Here is a 23390-nt window from a genome sequence, read left to right as displayed (position 1 = left end):
GCCCCTCTGAAAACTCTTAGATAGAGGGTATTCCCTTAGTCTTTGAGAGAGAGACGATCTCCAAGTTATCGGATCAGGCGGAGAACAAGCTGATGCGTCAGGCTGACAAGATTGAGAAATCTGCGAAGTAGACGTAGATCGCCAACACAAAAATCACGAGGCCGATTCCAAGCGGCTTCGCGAAAACCCATGGAGTGAGATCAACGTCGCGGGAGTATTCCTGCACCCATGGAGTTTCTCTCGGCTTGATTTTCCCAATCAACAGCATCAGAAGAATTGTTCCTAGAAAGACTGCCCCAATGAAGTGAAACTCATGAATCTGACCTACGACCTTCGCCACTGGTGGAAAGAAATATCCAAGGCAAATAGCTGCGAAGCTGGCGATCAATCCAACCTTGGCTGCCATTGCAGGAACCGTTTTGGTGAGTTGACCAATCAGCATCACTGAGAAGATCGGGATGAAGTAGATGGCGTTCATCTTCTGCAGGTATCCAAAGATACTGTCTTGCCCCAAGAGCATCGGAGCTGCCAGCATCGAAACGATTGCAATCACAATTCCGAAAATTTTCCCAGCCCGAATGACCTGCTGGTCCGAAGCGTTTTTGTGTAGCACAGTTTTATAGGCTCCCAAGCTGAACAGAGTCGCGGTACTGTTCAGTGCGGAGTTGAAAGAACTCAAAATTGCTCCAATCACAGCAGCTGCAAAAAATCCGTTCAGCCAGCCAGGAAGAACATTTTGAACGAGGCGACCGTAGCTTTTATCTTTTTCTCTCGGCGGAAGAATTCTGGCAAGCTCCGCCTCACTCAAATTTTCCAGATACTGGTTCTTCCCATCCGCTCCGGCGATCACGACCACACCAGGTCCGAACAGCTTTTCAACTTCCCATGTTTTTCCATCGGCATCCTCAAGAGTTGTCATTCTCGAAGTCAACGCAGCCTCCTCTGAGTCGACCTTAAGAAGCTCTTGAACTTCCGCACCATGGACAATTTTTTGTTCATCTCCTGCCGACATCACCATCGCCACGGTTTCTGTCGTCTTGTCGAGGACTGGGACAATCTCATCTCCAACCTGGACACGTCCATAAAGAAAAAACGCAATCATGCCCGGCAAGACGAGAATCATTGGAGCAAGAACTTTGAACACTCCTGCAACCAAGACACCTTTTTGCCCCTCAGCCAGACTTTTTGCTCCAAATGTCCGCTGAATAATTTGCTGATTGGTTGTCCAATAGAAAAGGTTGAGCAATAGCACGCCGGTGAACAAAGTCGAAAATGGGACCGACTGACTGGGACCGCCGATGGAGTTGAATTTCTCTGGGGTCGCCTTGTGAAGTGTCTCCAAACCTGCGAGTGCTCCGTCCGGGTTGACTGTCACAAGACCGTAATAGGCAATGAGAATTCCGCCAACGAGCAATCCGAAACCATTGAGCGTATCAGAGACAGCCACGCTGCGCAGGCCACCCCAAATCGCGTAGATCGAACCAATCACACCGATCAGCCAAACAGTCACGGTAATCAAGGTGAATTCGTCATCAATCCCTGTCAGGGTAGACATGTCGAGAATTTCTGTGAGCCCTTTGGCACCGGTATACAAAATGATCGGCAGCAAGATCCCCGCGTAGGCAACCAGAAAGATCATCGTTGTGATTGCACGAGTCCCACGATCGAATCGCTTCTCCAAAAATTGTGGAACTGTTGCGATTCCGCTTTTCAGGTACCGGGGAAGGTAAAGTAAAGCGAGAATCACAAGAGAGACGGCAGCGATCACTTCCCAGGCCATAACACACAAGCCATCGGCATAAGCGGCGCCATTCAAGCCGACAAGTTGCTCGGTCGACAAGTTCGTGAGCAATAGTGATCCGGCGATGAACCCGCCAGTCAAGCTTCGACCAGCAAGAAAGTATCCTGCGGAACTCTCGTGGTTATCATTGCGAGTGAGCAACCACGTAATCAGGCCAACAAGCGAAGTAAAAAACACAAACGAAATAATGGTCAGCATGAGATCTCTTTCCAAGTCTCTCTCAAAGAATCATCAATGACACTTTGTAGTGGAAGAGAGAGAATGTGCCAGCCCAGAAGAGAAAAGATCCCAACTCAAGGGGAGGGGAGTTCGGCCTGTAGAGAGATCGAGACACTCTCGATAGACACTGAGACACGCTTTCAGCAAGGCTCACCGCATGCAGGCCTCAATCGAAAGCCTCCTCCACAAACCCTATGAAACCCAAAGCGACGCCGCAATTAAAAGCCGTACTTGAGCTTCTCCATCTTTTGGCGAAGTTCCGCTTCGAAGGCATCTCCCCGATCTTCAAAGGGGCGGTTCTTCAGATACCAGTCCCCCCAGGTCAGAACGAGATTTTTGTGCCACAAGCTAATCGCGGCTCTCTTCTGCTCATCTGTTGCTTTCGTGGAGAGGTCCTGGAGAGGATCTTCGGGAAACCCAAACCCGAGCGGCTTACGTGAGATCCAGCATAAGGCGTTTCTCGCCTCAATCATCACGTAAAGATTTTCGTCGCTAAGCTTGTCGATGAGATGTTGAGCCAGATTCATGTTCCCTGTCCTCCCCAATGCCCAAACGACAGTTTGGCGGATGTCTGGATCGGGATGATCGATCAACTTCAAGAGTTGGTCGACCTGTCCAATGAGGTCTTCTCGATTCCCCAACTGAACTTGCTCAACAATCTGCTCTTGCACAGCATCAAGGTTTTCAAGTCCGCCAGTTTTTGAAAGTGACGCGAGGAGAATATCCAGAGGCTCAGTTGGCGGTTCTTTCATTTTGACTGAGCGACCATTGAAATCGACATCGGTCAAGTCGTCGGGTAAGCCTCGTCCTCCAGCGAGCAGTCCATCACCAAACTTCGGGGTGTCAACACGCTTCAACAAGCGTCCAGTCGAGCGGGTGAGAAACAAAACGGCGAAAGCGGTATCGACATCCGCTGCAAAATTCCGCGAGACGCTCCATGAACCGTCATCCTTCTGTTTTTTTATCAGGAAATCCGCACATTCATTGAACCAGTCTCGATTACCGATTTGCTTCACGTTTGCCAGAGCCGCCATTCGCTCGAGAGAATAGTAATAATAGGCCGCCCATCCAGTCTCTTTGTTTTCAACACGAAAGCGGTTTGTGACGAAGCCAAAGACCCGACGGACCGAATTTACCGAAGCTGCTGGAATTCTTGCGCTGTCGGTTTTCACTTGAGGATCGTCAATTTTTACGGTCTCAAGAATTCCGAAACGCTTTGTTTCTGCTTCCGTCTCCGAAGCTTTCTGAGCTCTGAGTTCACTTTCGAATGGGAGATAGGTTGGGTTCAGCTGAAGCATGGCAATATGCATACTTCCGACTGCATTGACCGACATATTGATCGTTGAGTCTCCGTTCCCATCACCAATTTTCAAACCGGGAATGTATGCAAACCCACCATCCTTGTTTTGATACTTCACGTGCCAATCGAGAATGTCGACCCACACTTTCTGATCGATTTCTACGCCAGCACGCGAAGCTGCCCAAAGCCCCAGGCAAGCGTATTGCATAACACTTGTATCACCCACAGATTCCTTGGGGTGACCACCGGTTGGATAGTCCCAGCCTCCGGTCGCCATTTGATGACCCAAAATGTAATCTGCCAGAAGTTGGATTTGCGGCTTATATTTTACGGGATCAAGGTCGGCCAATAACGTCGCCTCAACGCCTGCTTCGTAAAGATGTTCTCCCCCCGGCTTATATTTCCCACCTTCGAACTTCTCTAAAACTTCCTTCACGACAGCTTGAAACGCGGGATCGTTCTTAGGAATGTTCCCTTTCATCATCGCCAGCGCAATTAACGTTTTCTTTCCACCGTGAGCTTCGTCAACAACTGATTTCAGATAGCTTGCACCGCGATTAATCGAACGGGTCACTTCTTGGGGTGAAGCGCCAAAACTTGCACTCGAGAAGAGAGCAATCAGAACAAACGCGGAACCAATTTTGCGTTGCATGGGACGAATTTCACCGATTGATGAGCAGTTTCAAGATCATGAAAAGTGAGCAATGTATTATAGGCTCTGTATTTCCGACACGCCAGACAGCTTCTGGAATCTGCTGTGCACCTGCTCTTACGTGGCCTCTCAAAGATCCTATCTCTACACAATCGGCATGGAATTAAATGGGAGGACGTCGCAGTCAAGGAGGGGAGGGGCCAACGTGAATTGCCGTTCGAATCTAAAACAGATCGAAACTTTGAATGAGACCTGGTGTTTCATCATGAGGATATCGATTTCAACACGAGAGCAGCTTGCTCAACCATGTGTTTGTGGAGAACGCACTTCACTAATTCGAAAAATGCACTAGACGTTGAGGAATGAAAATGAGTTCAGAACTACACCGTCGACGATTTCTTCAACTTTCAAGCTTTGCTGCCGCAGCCTTCGCGACACCGGGGCTCTTTGCTGAGGAACTGATCCGCACGCCTGCTGTCGGAGAAGGTCCGTTTTACCCGGATAAACTCCCGCTCGATACCGACAACGATCTTCTTCTGATCAATGATGCCATCACCCCAGCTGTCGGAGAGATCACGCACTTAGGCGGCAGAATTCTCTCTGAAACCGGCCAGCCGATTCGAAATGCGTTTGTTGAAATCTGGCAGGTTGATAACAACGGGGTCTATTTACATTCAGGCAGCAACGACCGAGGCAATCGCGATTCAAATTTTCAGGGATACGGACGTTTCCTGACCGATTCGACCGGACAATATTACTTTAGAACAATCAAACCTGTCCGATATCCAGGCCGAACACCACATATCCATTTCGCCGTGAGTCAAAATGGAAAACGAATTTTCACCACACAAATGCTCATTCATGGTGAAGAACAAAACAAAAGCGATGGGCTCTTCAAACAAATTCGAGACCCATTCCAACGCGAAGCGATACAAGTCGCATTCAAACCCCTTCAAGATTCCAAGATTGGGGAACTGACAGCGAATTTTGATATTGTTCTCGGGAAGACTCCGAACGAAGCCGACTTAAAGAAAATCGATGGAGGAATTGGTCAGCCACAATACCGTGGAGGGGAAAATCGTCCACGCCGGCTGTAGTCGCATTAACAAAACCTGAACAGGGCGGCGCAGTTCCAGTGTGGACTCGAGAACTGATTCTGAAACTTAAAATTGCTCTCTCAAATGTCCGTGAAGAACATATTTCTATAGTGAAATTACTGTTCGTCACGAGGCAGATCCTGCAAACCAATTCGAAAGATGCTCTAAGAAGCCTGAATTTGCGGCCAACAGCAAGAACTCGAAAAGGTTTCTTTTCGAGTCACAAAAATCAAGCTCGCGTTATGTGTATCGAACCAGAGAATTCGAACTTCTGAAGACATTTTGTGTCTGGACTTCGGGATGCTGGACGCGAACAATCCACTCCCTGAGTGGAGAGCTTTTCGTGCCTCCTCCCCACCACTTCCTCCCTCCTCACAGCACTCACCAGATTCTAAATGTGCGCGTAAAGTTTCGGCTTTACCCGACATATTTTCAGATCCTCAACTAGTGAACGTACTTATGAACACTCTATCATTTCGCCACTTTATGGCCGGGATTGCCGTCACAGTATTGGCACTGGACTTAGTCAAAGAGTTGAGAGTTCCGTTAACAATCCTGAGCGTTGTTGCTCTGCTGACCTTCTTGGTCCAGGCGTACATCAACTATCGAAAGTCCAAACGGCAAGCATTTCAACGTGTCCTTGACGCCTATACATCTCGGCACGACATTGACGTCAGCCAATCAGGTGCACACGTTCTCTAAAGCAAGTTCAATAATGATCTTTCAAGTCCTGCCTTCTGGCGTGCAGTCCATGAAGTAATTCAGCGTTCCTATCGATACAGTTCGAGTGAAAGATGAGTACATAAAATTCCTGTATCAACCATGGATCGCATCCGCAAAAACGGATGTAAAACTCGGCACACCAAATAAAAAACTCGGCGAATATTCGCCGAGTTTTTTTGTTCAATCATTAACCGCGTACATGTCAGAGGCCCCAGACGCTACTCGCTACGAAGAGGTCGATTCATCACATGAAAAATCGATCACTTCTTATTCCGACTTCTCGACGATCCAGATGATCGATTCCCTGAGGACCGGGAACTTGATGACGATGATCGAGCACTTGGACGACTGCTACTCCTCGATGAAGTAGATGGTCGAGCACTTGAGCGGCTGCTGCTTCTTGATGGTGTCGCAGAACGTGATGGTGCAGCCGACCGCGACGACCTCGACGAGCTTGAGGATGATCGCGTTGGTGTCGCTGAGCGACTCGGTATCGCTGATCGTGACGGTGAAGCCGAACGCGACGACGATGAGGATGATCGAGTCGATGATGACGAACGTGACGGTGTTGAACGCGAGGGAGTCGAACGCGAGGGTGTCGCAGACCGTGAGGACGGCGCTGCTGAACGATTTGGTGTCGCTGACCGCGACGGTGTGGTCGAACGACTAGGCGTCGCTGAACGTGATGGCGTCGACGACCGCGATGAAGGAGTTGACGATTGCCGGCTACGGTTGATCGCATCCTGAATTGAAGACCGCGGCGAGCTGTTCGTTCGCGGCGAACTGTCTGAAGAACGACTTGGGGTACGCTGTGTTCCCCTCGTTCTTAAATCATTCGATGAGGATGGTGTTGCCCGGTTCATAGTTCCACGTTGTGAAGCTGACGCTTTTCGAGCAGCTTCAATTCGTGCCCTCAAGTCTGAGGAAGAATTCCGGTTTGAGCTGGGCGTTTTTGTTGAATCTGAACCTGGAGTCCTTGTTCGGTTCGAATTTGTACGATTCGAATTTTCATTTCTTGCATCGGTCGGCTTCCGGGCATTGTCAATACGTGACCTTGCATCAGTCGCTGATCCCGGATTACGCACCCCGCGATCTATCGTCGCTGGATTCTTTGAAGGTTCACTTTTCGAATCTCGTCCACGGCTCTCGCGAGTCCCCCGGTTTCTTTCTGCTTCGTTTCGAGCAGCTTCGATCCGAGCGCGCAAATCGCTTCCCGATGATTCCTGGACAGGCTTTCGCTCACTTGCGTTTCCTGGCTCCCTGTCTCTGGTCTTGCCAATGACTTCAGGCTTTCCATCTCGGGAATTTACCGATTCTTTTGAACGGTCTTTTCGCGCATTCTCCATACGATCACGAAGTGACTTACGTGATGAGCCTTCATTGTCTCCTGTGGTACGTCCAATTCTGCTCCCATCACGAGAGCCCCTGTCATCGGAACCACGATTTTCTCGAACTTCTTTTTCTCGATCTCGAATGCCGTCCAGTCGATCCCGAAAAGCAGAGGATTCGGGCAACTTCAGCTTTTCGGTCCGCGCGACTCTGTCACCCCTGTCTCCGCGATTGTCTCTTTCAGGCAACTTGATATCCCTGTCTGAACCCTTTGGATTCAGTTGACCTCTCTGATCTTCGCCTCTTGAAGTTCCATCTCCGCGATGTCTGCCGCGAGATTCAAAGGCGACGCGTTGTTCAGTAATCTTGCGAGCTGTCGAAGATGCACGATCCGAGATACGGTTCCGAACATCATCTGGAATTCTTGTGAAGGTTTTACGATCGGCACGACCTTCTTTAGCGAGATCTCTAATTGATTCACTGAGAGTCGCTTGTCGAATCACGACAGCGTTTCTTCCAGCGAACCCACTATTGACGATCTCACGAGTCTTCCGATACGTGTGTGGTGGTCGAGATGATTTATTTCGATCAAAGTAGCCATGCCAGTCAACCAAGCGATTGTAAGTGGTTCGGCGCGACCCACGCTGATAATAAGATCGAATCGGATCATAATGGTATCCACGGCGACCATACCGGCTGTGACGAGTGAATGCGTAAATACCTCGGTCTCGATATCGTGATCCGTAGTAGTCCCCAAAGTAGTAGTGTCGGTAGCGGGGACGAACAAACAAGTGGATCAACAACGGCCCTGTCGAGACGACGAGTTGAGGGCGATATCGGTAACCGTAAAATCTTCTGGGGTATCGGTTGTTAGTAAACCGAACGGGTGAGAATAAAACACCACGTCTGGCCAGTGGATAGTCCCAGTATCCAGAACAGTACACATATCCTCGGGGTGTCCACTGGTAACGAGATGGAACCCACATGTAATCGTTATACGGCTGTTCCCAATAACCGGGACGCCATAAGTAGTTGTTCGTTTCGTAAACCCATGTCCCGGGAACCCAGAAATGCTCATCACTGGGAGCAGTAACATTCGGTCCCTGTTCGAGACTTTGTGGCGGTTGTGGCAAGTAGCTTAACTCTTCGTTGTCAGACGATGTCCAGAATCCGGGGACCCATTGCCATCCTCCATCGGCTTCTGACCAATAACCTGGAATCCATTGCTGACCGACGGGAATATCCCGCCACAATCCACTGATCCAGATGAAATCTTCAATATCTTCATCGAAAGCCCAATACCCAGGAACCCATTCGACGTTGGCTCCCTCGGGCATTTCCTCAGGTGGTAGCTCATCGATCAGTTCGGGGGGTTGCTTACCAACGATTAGACCGGGCGTGGGATCACTTTCGTACTGTTCTGCATACGCTTCATGAACCGGACCACGAGTCAGAACGTCCGCGTCAATATCGGCACCCTGAGCGCGCTGAGTCCCATCGGCTGGCGCGGGATCCACCGAATTGATCATCGGTAGCGGAGGTGGTGGTGGCTGCGGAGAGACATCCTGTGCAGAGATCACTCCACACGTGAAAAGGCTCGCGCAGGCCAATCCGTATCGCCACGAGTTTGAGAGAGAGAGAGGCATATTCATGTTAGATTTCCAGACATCTTGTCGCTCTGGCTCTCAAATGAATTCGCAAGTGAGATCGCAGAGCGGGAATTGGGATCGGGGGGAATCGATCACCATGATCGCTGTCTTAAACTATGTGATAGACCCAAAAACTTGCGAAATGGAGAATTTTCTCTCTATTTGAGATGCCACTTTCAAGTTTCCGGGAGAGTCCTCTAAGCGGAACTCTTCTTTGTTGTGCAACAGTTGTGCCTAAATCATACGAGAGGGGAACAAGGAGTGAAGAGATGATTCGCTTTCCGGTCAAAAATGCCGCAAGTTCAGCGATTCTCCAAGTCGCTCACCCAAATTCGCCACAAAAACCGGCTTTGAAAAAAACAATCTGGGATCAAAATGACGTCACGTGTATTCTCTCTGACGTCGCATCAGCAGTACGTAAGGATACCATATCAGCCCGCAAAATACCTTCTGTAAGCTATATAGAGATAACAATCTCATGCGTGGCTCACAAAACGGGTCTCATTGACTTGTTTTCGCTGAACTGTTTTCGCCTACTGAAATGAGAACTGTTCATCGAATTTGAGAGCCAGAGCAGAAACTTCCCCCTCTGTGATGAGGAATCCTCCCAGCCATGACAAAGCCACTTTCAAGTTTTTGCCTCAGCCCTTAACGTCTATTGATCAGTACGAGAAATCGACGAACCGCTGTAACTCATGTCTCAATTCAGAGCTGACTGATGTTGATCGGTTTTCGGAAACGTGCAAGTCGACGCGTGGTGTGATTGCCTGATTCAAAAAAAACGATATTGTGATTTCCGAAAGGTGATCGCTGTTTCGAACCAGTGAGACCACCACGCCCACTCCTGAAGATATGTCACTTCTTTGCAAAGCTGCCCACTTAGCAAGGTTGTCTGCAATGCGAAGTCAGCCACAATTCGTAGTAGTTGACTCCTGTGATATTCATGATGCCCACGAAGGCTGAAAAAGCACGTGACTGAAAGCTCGACAACTCGTTCACAACGACAAGACTCCGAAGAGGTCTCCGCTCGATACGAGCAGGGAATCAATTTCCTCCTTGGCAGAATCAACTACGAACGTCGTCCAGATCTTGCAAGTGGTCCGCAATCATTTCGGTTGGGACGTATGCAGTCGCTACTCCATCGCATCGGTGATCCGCAAAACGATCTCTCGTGTGTTCACATTGCCGGCTCAAAAGGGAAGGGGTCGACTGCCACAATGGTGGCACAAATTTTGGAAACCGCCGGCCTCAAGGTCGGACTCTTCACCTCCCCGCATGCTCATCGCTTTGAAGAGCGGTTCACAGTCAATGGTCTGCTCCCGAGTGAAGAAGATTTTAATTCTATCATCGAACAGCTGCAGCGTGTCACAGCAGAGATGGATCTTGAAGCCTCCGGAGGCCCGACTTTCTTCGAACTGGCGACCGCAGCCGGTTGGTTGCACTTCAAGAAGCAGCAAGTTGACTTGGCGGTCATTGAAGTCGGGCTCGGCGGCCGACTCGATTCAACCAACATCTGCCATCCATTAGTTTCGATCATCACGAGTATCAGCAAAGACCATACGCGCTTGCTGGGTGGAACCGAAGCACTGATCGCAAGAGAGAAGGCCGGCATCATTAAACACCAGATCCCGGTGATCAGCGGAGTCCTTCACCCTGAAGCGGCTGCAGTCATCCACGAAGTCGCTGACTCTCAGGCTTCACCGATCCTGCAACTGGGGCGAGAATTGAAGACCACAGCCTCTCCGCCAGACCACAACAGCGAACTCATTCTCCCCGGCTGGAGTTTTGATTTTGAACATGGCGAAACATCATTCAAAGATCTTCAACTGAGCATGCCTGGCGAGCATCAGACAAGAAATGCTGCGTTAGCGGTTGCCGCGGTCATGAGTTTGAAGGATCAGGGAATTCACGTTTCAGAGTCCCAGCTGCGAGAGGGCCTGCTTTCTGCGAGAATTCCATTACGAGTCGAACTCATCAATCGCAAGCCGGTTCTTATCATCGATGCAGCTCACAATCCGGCTTCCATCCAGGCACTTTGTGAAACGCTCAAACCAGTTCCGGCTCGCAGAAAGATCTGTCTGTTTGCCTCCTCGCGAGACAAAGATTGCGAGGAACTTCTCCGATCGCTGGATTACCTTTTCGACGAGTTCATTCTCACCGCTTATCAGGAGAACCCGCGAGCAATCCCGATTGACGATCTGGAAGCTATCGCCCAGCGAATTCTGACAACGCCATTTTCGACTTCTCCAAGTCCAACATCGGCATTACAGCAGGCGTTCAACTCAGTCTCGCCTCAGGATTTAATCTGCGCAACAGGCTCATTCTTCCTTGCAGCGGAAATTGGAAAAGCCTGGAAGTTGGCAGAGCATCCTTAAGAATTTTGCCCGCGATGAGTTTGTATTCATCACGGGCACACGGTAGAGCAAACGGCTCGATTACAGAGGAGTTATGCGACCTTTCGCTGTTCGACCGGTTGAAGTTCGGCAGGCTGACGGACTCGGCTGAGCTGATGCTTGTCTTCGCCACGGAGCAATGACACGCCCCAGTTCTTCAACGAATACTTCCCACCATTATAGACCGACCGATACTTTTCTTTGTCGGTATAAACGGCAACGTCGGTAGGAATCACTCGCATATTGAACGCAAGTCGGTGTCGATCAGTCGTGTTTGGTCCCGAACCATGAATGCATCGTTCGGTGAAGATAATGAACTGACCAGCTTTGACAGGAACCTTCACGACACGATCTTCTGGATAGTCATGCTCAAGCGTAAAATTCGCTTTGTAGAAGCCTTCTTCACCACCAAATTTGATCGTGCGAATCTGTTCATGAGATCCTTTGATGAACTCAATGCAACCGTTTTCATAAGTTGAATCATCAACGGCAACCCAGACAGTGAGCTGGTACATCTCATCCAGATTCTTTGGAAAAATCGCCGGGTCGAGATAGTCTTCCACCATGAAGGTACTCGCCTGATGCCACTGGATACTCGCAGCCCCCGGTCCTTTGTAAAAATGCTGGCTTCTCCAAACAAGCAAATCTGGACCAAGGAGTTGAGCAACTCGCTCAGTGATCGCTGGACTTTTCATGTACTCCCAAATCTTCGGCATGTCAAAATGCGGATCACGTGGAGTCTTGAATCCGTAAGTCGGAGAAACTTCGTCTTCCACAGCGAGCATTTCGTTGCGAAACTCTTTCATCTCCTCCGGAGAGAAAGCGTCAATAGGTCCGATAAAACCGTTCTCGTAGAACGATCGCAATTGCTCTTCGGTAAACTGAAACTCCGGGGCAACTTCCGCTTTCGCCGCGACTTTTTCTGGCATCCGGAACTTGCATGGCTCGTCAATATAAGTCCGAGTGAGCCCGGATTTGATCAACATCCAGAATTGAGCGTAGTGCCAATTCGTGACGATCGACCGGATATCTCTAGGAAGAATTGAACTCGGAAGATGTAGTGCTTTATAGACCAGCAGCATCCCTAAAGCAGGGACAATAATCATTCGTTGCCAAAGCGGACGGAGTTTCGGAGCCAAGTTCATCGATCGGAAACCTTTTCCTCGTTGTGGTGGTGTTCCACATGATTCCATTCAAACGCAAACCTCATATTAGATCAATATATCGGAAGGGCTCAGATTCCTCCGATACCAGTTTTCCATTATTATTGACGTGTTTTAATTTTTCCGGTTGAGTTCGTGCCTGTAGAATTCAAAAAGAGTCCTCGAAAGCCCCCAGACTGCCCGGACGCTCTATTCCCAGAGACAGCGACCAGCTTTCTCGACGCTGGAAAGAGAGGCCCATTCCAGAAGGAAACCACAAACTCTGAGATGCCCCTTTGCCAGACTCAAGTAAGTTCCATAGACTTTCGGTGAAGATTCTTCCACGCTGAGCGGAATCTGCGAATTGATCTATTTGCCCTCCATAAACGTTATTTCCCATCAAACGTCAGCGATCAAACGTTTTCCGATGCTTCAAAACGAAGCGATAGACAGAAGAAATCGATGAACGAGTTAGAAACATACACCCGAAGTGTCGCAAAACAGGCCAAAGAGGCTTCCCGAAAACTGGCTGTCGCAACTGGTAATCAGAAAAATGAATGGCTGCGACTTTCTGCCTCGCGACTCAGGGAACAAACTTCTCAAATAATCACTGAGAATCAAAAAGACTTAGCGAAAGCCCCCGATTACGGCCAAACGGAAGCCCAAATTGATCGGCTGCGTTTAACCGAAGAGCGCATTGAAGGGATAGCGAAGGCGCTCGAGGAAGTTGCCGTTCTCCAAGACCCGATCGGTGATGTGATCGGCAGCCAAGCTCGCCCGAATGGGCTCATGGTCACACAGGTCCGTGTGCCGTTAGGCGTCGTTTTCTTCATTTATGAGTCTCGCCCCAACGTAACTGCCGACGCGGCTGCACTGTGCGTGAAGAGTGGAAACGCCGTCATCCTTCGAGGTGGCAAAGAGGCATTTCACAGCAACATTGCCATCTACAAGCTGCTGAAATCAACGCTCATAGAGCAAGGCCTCCCAGAGCATGCCGTGCAACTTGTCGAAACAACCGATCGCGACGCTGTCGGTCATTTCCTGACGATGAACGACCAGATTGACGTCACGATTCCTCGGGGCGGCAAGTCACTGATTGAGCGTGTTGCCAGTGAAGCAACAATGCCGGTCATCAAACACTTTGACGGAGTCTGTCACGTCTACGTCGACGAATCTGCTGACTTGGAGATGGCAACAAAGATTCTGATCAACAGTAAGTGCCATCGCCCCGGAGTCTGCAACGCAACCGAATCTTTCCTGGTTCATTCTGCGATTGCCGATAAGTTTTTGCCAATGGCAGGAGCAGCCTTGGTCGAGCAGGGGGTTGAAGTCCGTGGTGACAAAAAAGTTTGCGAGAAAATCCCCTCAGCGATCCAGGCGACTGATGAAGACTACCGCACAGAATATCTCGCTTTGACGATCTCTGCGAAGGTTGTTGAAAACATCGACGATGCGATTTCTCATATCAACGAATATGGTTCGCACCACACAGATGCGATCGTCACAACAAACTTGAATGCATCGCGGCAATTCACAGCTGAGGTTGACTCCGCCGCTGTGATCGTAAATGCCAGCACGAGATTCAACGACGGTGGGGAATTTGGACTGGGAGCAGAAATCGGAATCAGCACCGACAAATTCCACGCCAGAGGCCCGTGCGGCCTCAAGGAATTGACCAGCTACAAATACATCGCACACGGTAACGGACAGATCAGATAGAACTGATTCCCGACTCTGATTCCACACGCCAATAAAAAACGCCCTGACGAGATCAGGGCGTTTTTGGCATCTTCCGAATCTCTCTCCGAATCTGCGTCAGAGATTCTCCTCCCGCACTGGTTTTGGAGATTCCCGATGTTTCTCCGAGTCAGCATCACGTGGATGAGGATGGAAGAGTTCGGTAAAGGGAGCACTCATCCCTTTACTATTCTGATTCTGGAGATTTCCGGGATGTCGCTCTTGGGGCGGATTGGCCCACACCATCAAGAAGAGCATGCAGGCAATTGTGAAGGAGACAAACGGCGTCCATGAGCGAGGTTTGTGTTCGCGTTTTTGCCCCGGCATCGATGACAAGCGTGATTCCAATTGCGGCCACAGGCTTTCCTGAACCTCATACGTAGCTTCATCATCAGCCTGTTCAAGCACACTCATCGACTTTTTCAGTCGTTTGTAGTGCTGACGACAGTCATCGCAGGTTGCAGCGTGACGCCGAGCCTGTTCCCAATCAGATGGGTCAGCCTCGTCATGCCCAAGGTGCAGAGCGATTGCCACTTTTGAGTCGCGACAGTTCATGATTTGCTCTCAGTCAGTTCGAAGAAGTAAGCAACACGCTTCAGCACTTCGAACCATTGCCTTTCGTAAAATTGGAACACTGGATATCGCTTCTGTGTCGTTTCATTCGTTTCGCTGTCGTTTTTCCCAGAGCTCCTGGAATCGATTCCTCGCTTCTGCGAGCCTCCAGCGAATTGTGGCTTCCTTGCGATCAAGAATGGCTGCAATTTCTGATGTCGAGAAATTTTCCATATCTCGAAGGACTAGGACTGTTCGATACTTTTCCGGAATCAAGTTGATAGTCGCCCGGACCGCTAACTGCAAATTCTGAACCGGCCGAGGGTCTGCCTCTGGCGCTTCGATCCAACGGTCTGCACTTCGATCAGTGAACAGAACTGCCCAGATTCGCCGCTTACACTTTCGATGATAATCGAGAGTCAAATTCACCCCGATTTGAAATAACCAGGGCGAAAACCTTCTGGAGGGATCGAATTGGTCGAGTTTCTCGTAAACTCGTAGAAATGTTTCCTGTGCCAAGTCGTCGATGATGTCAGCATCATTGATAAATCGGCCAATCACCCGGCGCAAACGGCGCTCATATCTTTGGACCAACTCTCCGAACGCATCACGATCCCCCTTCTTGGATTCCTCAACCAAACGAGCATCGCTCGACTGCGACCCCTGTTCGACCAGAGCTTCAAACTCGGAGGAGAGTGACGACTTCGCCTTCATGATTTCGTCCCGATACGACCGCTCTCAAATTATACCGTGTTTCGCTACACATTTTCAGGAAAACATTTTCGAGAACACGATGTTTCAGTCACAACATTTTGCGGAATACTGTGACGTTTTCAGGCTCGAGGTAATTTCCGATTGGAATCGAATCAATTCCCCACGAACACAACAAATGTCTACCTGAAAGATGTACGAAGGCTCCTCATTGAATCGTTGGAAAATACTCAAAGAATTCTGCGCAAAGTGAAAATTGAGCCAAAACTCAAATATTACTGTACAACCGAGCAGACAACCGTACCAGCTGCATTTCTGGAATAGATTCGATTCCCGACAAGGACAACTGGAGTCCAGCATTTCCCTGAGGTCAACTTCTTGTTCAAAATCGGCTGAAACTCTTTGGTATTCGCTTCGAAAACCGTCAGTTCTCCCAATCCATCAAGAACAAGAATTTGATCGTTGGCAGCAATCAACGTTCCTGTTCCAAACTCTTCCTGTGACCAAAAAACATCTCCTGTCATCGGAGAGAAGCAGACGAGTTGCGGCGAATCACCCTCGTCTCCATCAATGGCGTAGACAGCTTTTTTGACAAGCACTCCGGGGCTCATTTGAGTTCGAACGGCGCGAGTTCTCCACAGGAGTTCAGCTTCCCCAGAGGTGAATTGAACCAGTCCGGTCCCCTTACCGTAGCCAGATGAAACAAGAACGCTGTCGTCTGAGACAAGCAGCGGGTCGGCAGCGTTAATGCCATAACGAGTGATCCAACGTTGCGACCAAAGTAAATCACCATCCTTGGCGTCGACCGCGTTTAACGATTTTGCATTCATCAAGAGAAGCTTATTGCTCTGCTCGCCCAAAAGTTGCAATGGAGATGAGTAACCAGCCTCCTCGTCATTTGAAGAGGCCCAAACAAGCTCTCCATCCTTGAGATTCAGACAAATGCCGTGACTGCCTGCGTTTAGAAAAACATGTCCATCCAAAAGTAGCGGTGACCCGGCGAATCCCCAGGTTGGAATGTTGTATCCCAGCGATTTGACGATGTCGTACTTCCAAAGCAGTTCACCAGTCTTGAGAGACAAACAATGGACAAGCCCCTGACGCCCCAGACAGACGACCTTCTCCCCGCTAATCGCCGGAGTCGATGTTGGCCCTCCTTCAAATAAGTTGGGATCGAGGGGTGATTCGTATGTGAAATCCCAAATTTTCTCGCCCGTTTGAGCGTCGAGAGCGGTGACGATATCGTAGTCATCAACATTCCCCATTGCGACAAGTTGTTTCGCCGAGACGACAGGAGACGAAAAACCGGTCCCAACATTTGCTTCCCAGACCGTCTCAATTCGACTTTGTGCTGTGAAACGGAAACTGGCCTCCACCGTTCCGTTTCGATGAGGGCCACGCCATTGCTTCCAATCTTGAGCCAACTCTTCGCCAAACAGAGGATGTCCTAGCGAGCAAATCGTAAAAACTGCCCAAAGCCAAGTCTTCATAACAAACCTTGCTGTTTGGTCAAAAAGTGAGAGTTGAAAGGGAGCTGAAGGACTGAAAAGAACTAAAACTGATCACCAGGACGCCAAATCAGCTTACCTGAAAGCACCTGAAAGATTGAATCCTGAGAGTCAGCCGAGATTATGGCACAACCAGCAGAAGTGGCAAAGCAGACCACAAGAAAGAAAAAAGCCCTTGAGGATCAAGATGTCCTTTGTTTGTCGCTCGTGGAGAAGAGGTTGAATGCAGAGTGGGTTTGGCTGCAAACTATCAAACAAGGACACCCAGATCACACAAGGGCATGGTTGGGGTTGACTCAAACATCATGCATTCCCCGTGCCAATTGCATTCGGCGCTGTGCATTTTCGGCGACTCATGTCATATATTGCTGATTACACTAGACTTACCACAATTATTTAATTGAAATTCGAACACGTCAATGCTAGCATCGACGAAACCGGCGCTCAATTTCGGCGCCGAAACAGCAATGCGGCGCCTATTCGGACATCCGAAAACGGAATCAAACAACAATTCGCCACCCTGCATCTTTAACAAAAATATCGAAATCCCCTAATTGATTCAGGAAAATCTGGACTCAACGAGTCGTTCGTTTTTCCCATAGCCAGGCAATATGACCTCAAAAAGATCTGAAACTTTTATCCAATTTAAAATTAGAGACCAGAGAAGGGCTCTTTAAGGCAGCATTTCAGCTTAAATGTGGCACCTCAGACTCGAAGGAGCAGCAGGATGACCTGTAGATCATGAAAGTATCAGTCTCGAAAATCTGGTTGATTTCATTCCTTGCGATCTTCGCAGTGATTTATGGACTCATTGTTCTCTGGTTCGTTCCGACTCAGCCAATGGTTCCAATCGGCTGTCTAATTGGTACACACGACGATTTGGCATCTGGTGAAACAGGATTATTGATTCGAGACAACTCAGCATTATCTGACGCCGCTGTCGTTGGAAGTACCCCGGAAGTTGGAGACCGGGTCGTTGAACTCGCCGGGCATCCCATTTATTCGTTCACGGACTGGATTCGCGCACATCGTAAGTTGAGAAAACTGGAGATTGGATCAGGAGGAACTCTGGAATTTGGAATCGATCCGACGGAAGACCCTAATCTAGGAAACCTCTCAGCAGTCGAGTACCCGGATCATTCGAGATTTGTGCGGGTCTATTTTCGTCGTCCCGGCGAAACGGAAGCACTCGTTTGTTTTCTCCCTCTCATTCCTCAGCCAGCCTCGGGAGTCTCAATGACTCTTGTCTGGTATGTCCTTCAACTCTTCGTTGTTGTCATCGGAGGGGTTGCCTACTGGAATCGCCCATTTGACCAACCTGTGCGGACTTTCTTCGCCCTTTCTGCAGTCACACTTCTCGCATTTGTTGGGGGAAGTCACTGGTGGGTGATCTCGGCGAGCCCGTTTCTAGTGATCGTTTTCGCGGTTTCGGGGGCTCTGCTGCCTGCAGTCTTATTGCACTTCTTAATGGTTTATCCGTTTCCGTCACCGGTGTACCGACAAGCACGAGTGCTGACACTCTTTTCGGTTTACGCCCTCCCTATCTGCGGAGCGGTCTCAATCACGGTGCTGACCTCAGTCACGTGGTGGTTGACACAAGACCAAGGTGTCGGCCCATTTGCCGTCACTCTTGAACGAAATGCGAGCTTGCTCGCTGCTCACCTGCTCCCTGTTCTACACGTTGCAATTTATTCCGTACTGGGGCTCTCTGTGCTCTATTTTGCCGTATGTGTCCAACGACTCGCACGCAGTTATCAAGTTGCCCGAAACCCTTTGGAAAAAAATCAGGTCAAATGGATTCTGTGGGCGGCTTTGTTCGCAGTCCTTCCGATCGGGTACACGTTTTACCTGGCAATTTTCGATCATGTTCGCTTCGCACTTGGAGCTGCAAGACTGCCGATGTTCTTGGCAAGCCTCGCATTCATGCTGGCCTACGGAATTGGGATTGCGCGCTACAAGCTGATGCTGATCGACCAAATTGTGAGCCGAGGGGTCTGGTACTACGGAAGCAGCATCGCTTTGGCGCTTGTATTCAGTGCACTCATTTCGGTTGGAGCGGTGAACGCACTGCATCAGGATTTATCAATCTTCGGGCAAACGATTCCGCTTATCCTGGTCTTCATGACTTCGATCCTCGTGCTGAGTTGGTTTCGAGATACGATACAGCGAACGCTGGACCGCAACTTTTTCAGTGAGAAATACCAACTCGACAAAGCGCTTCAGCGAATGAACCGAGTGGTCTCAGATGTGCTTGAACCGGAAGCTGTTTCCGCGAGCTTGTTGGATTCTTGCCGGGAAGTGCTCCAGGTTGATGAGGCAGCTTTGTATCTGCGCCGCAAGGATCTTTCTGAGTACCGGATGCTGATGTCCTCGGGGCATACCAATTTTCCAATTCAATTTACAATGTCTTCCGAAGCGACAGAGAGTCTCACTGAACACCGCGTGTTGCAGCGAGTGCCGCAAGGCACAAGCCCTTCACAACAGTTGATTCGAACGCTTAAAGCGGAAGTGATTCACGGACTTGAAATCCAGGAACAGCTGGGGGGGATTCTGGTCCTCGGGGCAAAACCCAACCATGCTAGCTACTCTGCTGAAGATGTTGCGTTTGTCATTGCAATGGCCCGCATCACTGCAATTGCCTTGCACTGCGCGACGGTGCAACAGGATGTTTCTCGGCTGAATCAGGACCTCCAGCTGAAGTCAGAGAAGATTCTGGATCAGGAGCGAATGTTGTCGTCGCTTCACAACGAACTCGCAGCACTCTCAGAAACGCCAGTCCCCCGCACGCAGGAAGAACCATTTGTTCGCTCAGGAATCCTTGGGAAAAGCCTCGCGATGCAACAAGTCCTGGAAACGGTACGAAAAGTTGCATCGAGCAGCTCTTCAGTTTTGATTCGTGGTGAAAGCGGGACCGGCAAGGAACTCTTGGCGAAAGCCGTCCATGAAAACAGTGCCCGACGTACCGGGCCAATGGTCTCCGTCCATTGTGCCGCACTCTCTTCGACTCTTCTCGAAAGTGAATTATTTGGACATGTGAAAGGAGCCTTCACCGATGCTCGTGAAGACAAAATTGGACGCTTCCAAATGGCTAATGGAGGAACGCTGTTCCTCGACGAAATCGGCGACATTTCGTTAGAGGTGCAAGTGAAACTATTACGCGTCCTTCAGGAACGCACATTCGAACCTGTTGGCAGCGACCAGACCGTCGCTGTGGATGTCCGACTTGTGGCTGCCACTCACCAAAACCTCGAACAACTCATCGCCGAAGGAAAATTTCGGGAAGACCTCTTTTATCGACTCAATGTCATCAGCATGACTCTCCCGCCGCTTCGTGAGAGAAAGGACGACATCTTTGATTTAGCTCTGAAATTCCTGAAGACCTCTTCGGAGAAGGCAAACAAACAGGTGTTCCGAATTCAAGATGATGCATTCAACATTCTGCAGAATTACAACTGGCCGGGAAATATCCGCGAGCTACAAAATGTGATCGAACGAGCTGTTGTCCTCGCCGATGGTAATGCTGTCCGCTTAGAAGATATCCCAGAGGAGTTAATCCACCCTCAGCAAATTGTTCCGCGAAGTCAGGCCCCGCAAGCTGCCAACTCGCCAGGCTCTGCACAAGTTTCTGTCGCCAGAAAAACGGTTCTCACCAAAGAAGATGAAGAGCAGAGGCTCCGGTCGGCTCTCGAGAGTTGCTCTGGAAACAAAGCTGAGGCGGCCCGCCTTTTAGGAATGCCTCGCAGTACGTTCTTCAGCAAGCTCAAAAAATTCGGAATCTGATCATGTCATCGGGATTGGCCGGGGCGGAGAATTCACTCCGGTTTTCGATCAGCGATCCAGCATGATTGATGCTGCCTTAACCCAACATGCGGATAATACGATTCTGCTCCCGGTGCTGCGATCAAAATGAGTTGTGTTTGCAAACCACAACGTGCGTGAGTTCGCTGAATCAGTTCCTTGCCGATCCCCAATCCCTGAAAGTCTTTGTCGACTGCAAGGTCAGAAAGGTACGTGCAAAAACAGAAGTCGGTCATTGCACGAGAAATGCCTACGATTAATCCATGATCATCTCTCGCGGTGACCAAGACATCTGCATTCTCCAGCATTGCCAGTAAGATTTCGGGAGAATCCATTGGTCGGCGTTCGGATAAGCCCGAACGCGTCAGCACGCTGGCAAATTCATCGACACTGATTTTTTCTTCTGCGGAATAGAGAATCTTTGACATGCCTCACAGCCTGCTTGAGATCGGGTTCATCTTATTCTTGGCTTCTGTGGTTTCTTTCATCATCCATCTTGAGGGGGGCAATTCATGAGTTTGAAACCCGAAGAAGATCGATCTCCAGCGAACAGGAGGCGACTCGTTTTTCAAGAATTTGTCAAGCAATTTCGAACCGGTTGCCTGGTGTCATAACTTGGTGCCATGACGGAACAATTCAATAGTAGAAAGCAGAGACTGTTCAGATCTCTGCTTTCTACGCGAACTTCCAGTGCTGTGCTCAGCCGTGTACCCGTGCAGGACACGCATTTTAATAATGCGACTTTGACTCTCGGTCTCGTCCTCTTTGACACGAGCCTCTTTTAATCACTTCGTTTCCAACTCAACGACTTCCACATTTTTATGGATCTCTTTGGCTGTCTCGCCGTCGACGTAGTCGCTGTGACAGGATGCCTTATTCTCTTCGGCTCCGACCGCCTTCTTTGTTTTCGAGGCGAGCTTGTGAACTTCTTCCGGAGAGAGGACGCCACGTTTTTCCAAAATCTCTTTTTGCTCTTCGGTCAGAGCGTCCGAGACTTTCGCTTTGTCCCATTTGTAATCGTCTTCTTTTCCGGATGCGAATTGCACGATTTCTTTACTGATTCGCACGCTGCACCAGTCGTGTCCGCACATTGCACAGAAATCGGTGTCGACGTCGAGATCTTCATCGTGATAAGCACGGGCGATATCGGGATCGAAACTAAGTTCGAAATGTTTTTCCCAGTTGAGCGCGGCGCGGGCTTTGGTCAGTTCGTCATCTTGATCGCGTGTCCCTGGAATTCCCAGAGCGACATCTGCACTGTGAGCTGCGATTTTGTAAGCGACACAACCTTGTTTCACGTCATCCTTTTTGGGCAACCCAAGGTGTTCTTTCGGTGTCACATAGCAGAGCATGCTGGCTCCGTGATATCCCGCTGATGTCGCACCAATGCAACTGGTGATATGGTCGTAACCGGGGAAGATATCGGTCACGAGTGGTCCGAGAACATAAAACGGGGCTCCGTGGCAGATGGTCCGTTGCAGCTTCATGTTGTATTCAATCTGGTCGAGCGGAACGTGTCCGGGACCTTCAACCATAACCTGCACACCTTTTCGCCAGGCGCGTTCTGTCAGTTCTCCGAGAGTACAAAGTTCCGCAAGCTGAGCCTGATCGGTGGCATCGGCCAAGCCTCCGGGACGAAGGCCGTCACCGATTGAGAAGGTGACGTCGTACTCGCGCATCACATCACAAATCTGTTCCCAGCCGGTGTACATGGGGTTTTCATCGTCGTGATCAATCATCCACTTCGCGAGTAACGATCCACCACGTGAAACAATCCCGATCAAACGTTCTTTCACGTATTGCAAATGCTCATGCAGAACTCCTGCATGAATCGTGAAATAGTCGACACCTTGCGCGGCCTGATGTTGCAGCGACTCAAGAATGATCTCCATGTTGAGGTCGTAAAGTTTCCGACCGATGATCATGGAGTAGATCGGCACAGTTCCAATAGGGACGTTGCTATTCTCGATGAGCGCTTTGCGACATCCGTCGATATCTCCGCCGGTGGAGAGATCCATGACGGTGTCCGCGCCCCATTTTTCTGCCCACTTCAGCTTTTCAATTTCTTCATCTGTTCCAGAAGAAACAGGAGACGCTCCCATATTGGCGTTCACTTTGGTTTTCGACGCGCGACCGATACACATTGGGTCGAGCTGATGCTGAAGGTGAACTTTGTTTGCAGGAATCACCATACGGCCAGCAGCGACTTCGTCTCGAACCTGTGCTGGCGAGAGGTGTGTCTCTCGTTCTGCAACACGTTCCATTTCAGCCGTGATGATTCCAACACGTGCTGATTCCAGTTGGGTGATCGGTTCGAAGTCTGCGGGAAAGCTGACGCTTCTCAGTGAATCGTCGGCTTGCCGAAAAACGACCTGGCCGGAAGCTGAGACAACTTCGCCTGTTTGAAGTTCTTCGGTCGTCCAACCTGCGGGCAAAAAGTCCCAAGCAGTCTTGTCCGACGGTTCTGGCATTCCAGGTGTATCGGGTGAAGCGAACGTCCAGCGACCTTCTGTCCCTGGAGCAATTTTGCCCGCCTTCGCAAAACTTCCCGGGTTGGTACCAGCTGATGTTGAAGAAGGGTTGAGCCCCAATTCCGGAAGTTTGTATGACATCTTCGTCATCCTTAATTTATAGAACACGCTGTGGCGATGAAATCCTGATTACTCATTGGGAGTATTTTCTCCGACTGAGCACTATCGTAACTGTGTATTTCAGTGTCGTCCATGGGCTAAAATATTGAAAGTGGCTGGAAGCCGAAGAAGTCATTCATTTCAAGAGC

At 49.7% G+C, this 23390-nt stretch carries 14 protein-coding genes; 5 read left to right on the top strand and 9 right to left on the bottom strand.

The window, feature by feature from the left end; genetic code table 11:
- Positions 1-97 precede the first annotated feature (97 nt).
- Together Mal48_RS08750 and Mal48_RS08745 are read right to left on the bottom strand one after the other, a co-directional pair.
- A complete protein-coding gene (locus tag Mal48_RS08750) occupies positions 98-1999 on the bottom strand; it encodes a solute:sodium symporter family transporter (RefSeq protein WP_145198062.1) in 1902 nt (633 codons plus the stop codon).
- A 239-nt stretch (positions 2000-2238) separates the two neighbouring features.
- The gene (locus Mal48_RS08745; RefSeq protein WP_145198060.1) at positions 2239-3972 is read right to left on the bottom strand and encodes a HEAT repeat domain-containing protein; all 1734 of its coding nucleotides are present in this window, start codon (positions 3970-3972) and stop codon (positions 2239-2241) included.
- Positions 3973-4334: 362 nt separating this feature from the next.
- Here Mal48_RS08745 and Mal48_RS08740 point away from each other — a divergent pair, with 362 nt between their 5' ends.
- Together Mal48_RS08740 and Mal48_RS08735 are read left to right on the top strand one after the other, a co-directional pair.
- Positions 4335-5069 (top strand): dioxygenase family protein, encoded by a 735-nt coding sequence (locus tag Mal48_RS08740; protein WP_391601801.1) that lies wholly within the window; start codon positions 4335-4337, stop codon positions 5067-5069.
- Positions 5070-5528: 459 nt separating this feature from the next.
- Positions 5529-5771, top strand: coding sequence for a hypothetical protein (locus Mal48_RS08735; protein WP_145198056.1), 243 nt, complete (start codon positions 5529-5531; stop codon positions 5769-5771).
- A 281-nt stretch (positions 5772-6052) separates the two neighbouring features.
- On the opposite strand, the gene Mal48_RS08730 is transcribed toward Mal48_RS08735, so the two are convergent.
- Positions 6053-8773 carry a YXWGXW repeat-containing protein gene (locus Mal48_RS08730; protein WP_145198054.1) on the bottom strand — a complete coding sequence of 907 codons (2721 nt, stop codon included), beginning with the start codon at positions 8771-8773 and terminating at the stop codon, positions 6053-6055.
- A gap of 968 nt (positions 8774-9741) precedes the next feature.
- Here Mal48_RS08730 and Mal48_RS08725 point away from each other — a divergent pair.
- Positions 9742-11145, top strand: coding sequence for a bifunctional folylpolyglutamate synthase/dihydrofolate synthase (locus Mal48_RS08725; RefSeq protein WP_145198052.1), 1404 nt, complete (start codon positions 9742-9744; stop codon positions 11143-11145).
- A 71-nt stretch (positions 11146-11216) separates the two neighbouring features.
- On the opposite strand, the gene Mal48_RS08720 is transcribed toward Mal48_RS08725, so the two are convergent.
- A complete protein-coding gene (locus Mal48_RS08720) occupies positions 11217-12356 on the bottom strand; it encodes a phytanoyl-CoA dioxygenase family protein (protein ID WP_145198050.1) in 1140 nt (379 codons plus the stop codon).
- Positions 12357-12767: 411 nt separating this feature from the next.
- On the opposite strand from Mal48_RS08720, the gene Mal48_RS08715 reads away from it, so the two are divergent.
- Positions 12768-14024, top strand: a complete 1257-nt coding sequence (locus tag Mal48_RS08715) for a glutamate-5-semialdehyde dehydrogenase (RefSeq protein WP_145198048.1) — start codon at positions 12768-12770, stop codon at positions 14022-14024.
- A gap of 96 nt (positions 14025-14120) precedes the next feature.
- On the opposite strand, the gene Mal48_RS08710 is transcribed toward Mal48_RS08715, so the two are convergent.
- The 3 genes from Mal48_RS08710 to Mal48_RS08700 form a co-directional block, all read right to left on the bottom strand.
- Positions 14121-14597: an anti-sigma factor gene (locus Mal48_RS08710; RefSeq protein ID WP_145198046.1), complete on the bottom strand. Its 477-nt coding sequence runs from the start codon at positions 14595-14597 to the stop codon at positions 14121-14123.
- Between the two features lie 102 nt (positions 14598-14699).
- Entirely contained in the window at positions 14700-15308 is a 609-nt protein-coding gene (locus tag Mal48_RS08705; protein ID WP_145198044.1) for an RNA polymerase sigma factor, read from the bottom strand.
- 272 nt (positions 15309-15580) lie between these two features.
- The gene (locus Mal48_RS08700; RefSeq protein WP_145198042.1) at positions 15581-16795 is read right to left on the bottom strand and encodes an outer membrane protein assembly factor BamB family protein; all 1215 of its coding nucleotides are present in this window, start codon (positions 16793-16795) and stop codon (positions 15581-15583) included.
- 759 nt (positions 16796-17554) lie between these two features.
- Between Mal48_RS08700 and Mal48_RS08695 the strand changes: the two genes are divergently transcribed.
- Positions 17555-20593, top strand: a complete 3039-nt coding sequence (locus Mal48_RS08695; protein ID WP_145205918.1) for a sigma-54-dependent Fis family transcriptional regulator — start codon at positions 17555-17557, stop codon at positions 20591-20593.
- Between the two features lie 32 nt (positions 20594-20625).
- On the opposite strand, the gene Mal48_RS08690 is transcribed toward Mal48_RS08695, so the two are convergent.
- Both Mal48_RS08690 and thiC read right to left on the bottom strand, forming a co-directional pair.
- Positions 20626-21039: a GNAT family N-acetyltransferase gene (locus tag Mal48_RS08690; protein WP_145198040.1), complete on the bottom strand. Its 414-nt coding sequence runs from the start codon at positions 21037-21039 to the stop codon at positions 20626-20628.
- Positions 21040-21396: 357 nt separating this feature from the next.
- Entirely contained in the window at positions 21397-22956 is a 1560-nt protein-coding gene (thiC, locus tag Mal48_RS08685; RefSeq protein ID WP_391601809.1) for a phosphomethylpyrimidine synthase ThiC, read from the bottom strand.
- Between the last annotated feature and the right edge of the window lie 434 nt (positions 22957-23390).

Origin of the sequence: Thalassoglobus polymorphus (assembly GCF_007744255.1) — a bacterium.
In the GTDB taxonomy this organism is placed as follows: domain Bacteria; phylum Planctomycetota; class Planctomycetia; order Planctomycetales; family Planctomycetaceae; genus Thalassoglobus; species Thalassoglobus polymorphus.
The sequence above is the reverse complement of the archived record's forward strand: the minus strand, read 5'-3'. Positions and strand labels throughout refer to the sequence as shown.

Coding starts and splice junctions, on each gene's coding strand:
- Mal48_RS08715 (WP_145198048.1), top strand. CDS start 12,768: ATGAACGAGTTAGAAACATACACCCGAAGTGTCGCAAAACAGGCCAAA.
- Mal48_RS08735 (WP_145198056.1), top strand. CDS start 5,529: ATGAACACTCTATCATTTCGCCACTTTATGGCCGGGATTGCCGTCACA.
- Mal48_RS08710 (WP_145198046.1), bottom strand. CDS start 14,597: ATGAACTGTCGCGACTCAAAAGTGGCAATCGCTCTGCACCTTGGGCAT.
- Mal48_RS08745 (WP_145198060.1), bottom strand. CDS start 3,972: ATGCAACGCAAAATTGGTTCCGCGTTTGTTCTGATTGCTCTCTTCTCG.
- Mal48_RS08720 (WP_145198050.1), bottom strand. CDS start 12,356: ATGGAATCATGTGGAACACCACCACAACGAGGAAAAGGTTTCCGATCG.
- Mal48_RS08730 (WP_145198054.1), bottom strand. CDS start 8,773: ATGAATATGCCTCTCTCTCTCTCAAACTCGTGGCGATACGGATTGGCC.
- Mal48_RS08705 (WP_145198044.1), bottom strand. CDS start 15,308: ATGAAGGCGAAGTCGTCACTCTCCTCCGAGTTTGAAGCTCTGGTCGAA.
- Mal48_RS08740 (WP_391601801.1), top strand. CDS start 4,335: ATGAAAATGAGTTCAGAACTACACCGTCGACGATTTCTTCAACTTTCA.
- Mal48_RS08750 (WP_145198062.1), bottom strand. CDS start 1,999: ATGCTGACCATTATTTCGTTTGTGTTTTTTACTTCGCTTGTTGGCCTG.
- Mal48_RS08690 (WP_145198040.1), bottom strand. CDS start 21,039: ATGTCAAAGATTCTCTATTCCGCAGAAGAAAAAATCAGTGTCGATGAA.
- Mal48_RS08695 (WP_145205918.1), top strand. CDS start 17,555: ATGAAAGTATCAGTCTCGAAAATCTGGTTGATTTCATTCCTTGCGATC.
- Mal48_RS08700 (WP_145198042.1), bottom strand. CDS start 16,795: ATGAAGACTTGGCTTTGGGCAGTTTTTACGATTTGCTCGCTAGGACAT.